2 protein-coding genes are annotated in these 1,598 nt (G+C 60.8%); both read right to left on the bottom strand.

The genetic code is table 11. The features are described 5' to 3' along the window. Positions 1-2: 2 nt before the first annotated feature. A complete protein-coding gene (phoB, locus tag AC2VNK_RS07380) occupies positions 3-758 on the bottom strand; it encodes a phosphate regulon transcriptional regulator PhoB (protein WP_291522325.1) in 756 nt (251 codons plus the stop codon). A gap of 98 nt (positions 759-856) precedes the next feature. After that, positions 857-1,598 (bottom strand): DEAD/DEAH box helicase (locus tag AC2VNK_RS07375; protein WP_486883324.1); only part of this gene is annotated, 742 nt, incomplete at its 5' end.

The raw sequence follows: 1,598 nt of genomic DNA, 5'->3' as shown, positions 1-1,598 counted from the left end.
AGTCATCGCCCGCCGCCCACCACTTCGCGCTGGGACCCCAAGGCGCTACAGCGATAGCCTTCGCCCCTTACTGTTTCGATGATATGCGCATAACCATGGTGGTCCAACCCCCGCCGTAAGCGGCGAATGTGAACATCGACAGTCCGCTCTTCAATAAAACTCTGCCGCCCCCAGATCTGATCGAGCAGCATGTCCCGCGAAAAGACTCGTTCTGGATTGGTCACAAAGAGACGCAAAAGACGGAACTCGGTAGGGCCGAGATGGATCTGCACTTCACCGGCGTACACCCGATGCGCGCGCAGGTCCACATGCAGATCACCGAGCCGCACTCGGCCTGCTGCCGTACCGCCATAACTGCGTCGTAACAGGGCATTGACCCGCGCCACCAACTCCCGCGGAGAAAAAGGTTTGGCCAGGTAATCGTCCGCGCCCGATTCAAGACCATGCACACGGTCACTTTCCTCACCGCGCGCCGTGAGCAAAATGATAGGCAGTTTCTGGGTCTCTTCACGCCGGCGCAGAGTACGGCACCATGCCAGGCCATTCTCGCCAGGAAGCATCCAGTCAAGAACGAGCAACTGCGGCCCCCAGGTCAGGAGTACGGCTTCCGCAGATTCGACACTTCCCTCACAGCGCACCTCAAAGCCATGACGCTGCAGGGTGACGCGCAGGAGTTCCTGGATGCCTTCCTCATCCTCCACCACCAGGACGCGGGAGGATGCCTTGTCTTCGTCCATACCTGCCTTTTGCTCGGACACACTCATCGTCCGCTTATTGTGGCGCAAGCCCTGGCGGGATGCCAAGACACTGCGAACAAAGATAACCCGGTCAGTGCGGGATGGGAAGGATCAACCCCTCAGGCGCGGCGGGCACGACCCGAAGGCGCCACTCCTGACCCGGGCCGACCCCGCCCTGCGGCCTGAGCCGGACGGCGCGGAGCCGATGACGGCGCATGGCTGGAGAAAGACTGTCGCGGCTCAAAACCGACGACGATCTCCCGGTCAAAGGAGCGACGCAGCAGCTTTTCCACATCCTGCAACTGCTTACGCTCCTCGCTGCTTACCAGCGATACGGCTTGGCCATTATTGCCAGCACGACCGGTCCGTCCGATGCGATGGACATAGTCCTCGGGCACATGGGGGAGTTCAAAATTAACTACGTGGGGCAACTCGCTGATATCGATGCCGCGGGCAGCGATGTCCGTCGCGACTAAGACCCGCACCTTGCCTTCCTTGAACTCCGCCAGAGCGCGGGTACGGGCACCCTGACTCTTGTCGCCATGGATGGCCATAGCCTGCATGCCATCCTGGGACAAATGCCTGGCGAGGCGGTCGGCACCATGCTTGGTGCGGGTGAAGACCAGCACCTGCCCCCATTGATGTTCTTCAATCAGATGGGCGAGGAGTTCGCGTTTGCGATCCTGATCGACGGCAAAAACCCGCTGCGCGACATTGTCGGCAGTGGCATTGCGTGTCGCGACTTCGACGCTGGCCGGGTTGTTGAGCAGGCCAGCGGCCAGACCGCGGATTTCTGGCGAAAACGTCGCCGAGAACAGCAGGTTTTGGCGTTTTTTTGGCAATACCGCAAGGATGCGTCGG

The organism is Acidithiobacillus sp. TH-A35 (assembly GCF_057473505.1).
The sequence above is the reverse complement of the archived record's forward strand: the minus strand, read 5'-3'. Positions and strand labels throughout refer to the sequence as shown.